The sequence below is a fragment of the Paenibacillus foliorum genome, assembly GCF_013141765.1.
Classification (GTDB): domain Bacteria; phylum Bacillota; class Bacilli; order Paenibacillales; family NBRC-103111; genus Paenibacillus_S; species Paenibacillus_S foliorum.
This window is the reverse complement of sequence record NZ_WHOD01000046.1, coordinates 1-809: the sequence shown is the minus strand read 5'-3', so window position 1 is coordinate 809 and position 809 is coordinate 1. Positions and strand designations below refer to the sequence as shown.

Genomic DNA, 809 nt, shown 5'->3' with positions numbered 1-809 from the left:
TCGTTAGCTTAATAATCTCCCCCATACTGTTTCCTCATGTCCATCTTGTGAAGATAACGTACATGTCCAAATATCTTGACAGTCCCGGTTTTCTTTAAAATGACTTAACATTTGCCTTAATGTCTCAGGCATTTTTAAGTCCATAATGTTTGAAAAAGTTATCCAATGTAATTCACCCTCATTACAATCAACAATGTCTCTTGTACTGGTTTCCCCTATGAATATATAGTGATGATTAATTTCTAACCCTTTTTGCCGTATGAGTGTATGTAACGTAATCTCAAATCATCTACTTGCTCTTCGGTAATACCAGTTTCCTCTGATATCTCACGTAAGCAAGAGGTTTCAGGATGACTCATTTCATTTGGTTCTACGTGTCCGCCGATACAAGCCCACAATCCTGGGGCTATTTTTTTATTTTCAGACCGTTTTAACATAAGAACAGCATCACCGTTGAATAGAAAAGCTCCTGTCATTGTTCGAACCTTTATCATGATGTACCACCTTCCAGTCCAAATATTACCACAAATCAATATTATATCCTTTTCTTTTGAATAATCCCAGATGATATTAATCTAGCAGTTCGTAGAATATATTATTTGTACTCTTGAGGCAGAACCAACAATCTACACCAGTTCCATGCTATACTGCCCGTTACTTGAATAGGCTACCGCTTATGACGGCAGCCTAGTGTCATTGTGCTATCGTCTCCCGTTGCCTACTAGGGTTATCATTCGCTCCTCCTAGACATTAAGTGTTTTCCTCTATCCAAGAACGCAACTTATCAGCATAGAAAGAGCGTTCATCTG

Annotated in this window: 1 protein-coding gene; it reads right to left on the bottom strand. The window is 38.3% G+C overall.

Annotated elements, in window-relative coordinates; genetic code table 11:
- Positions 1–242 precede the first annotated feature (242 nt).
- Complete coding sequence (locus tag GC093_RS09805) at positions 243–494, bottom strand: NUDIX domain-containing protein (RefSeq protein WP_171651693.1); 252 nt, start codon at positions 492–494, stop codon at positions 243–245.
- Positions 495–809 lie beyond the last annotated feature (315 nt).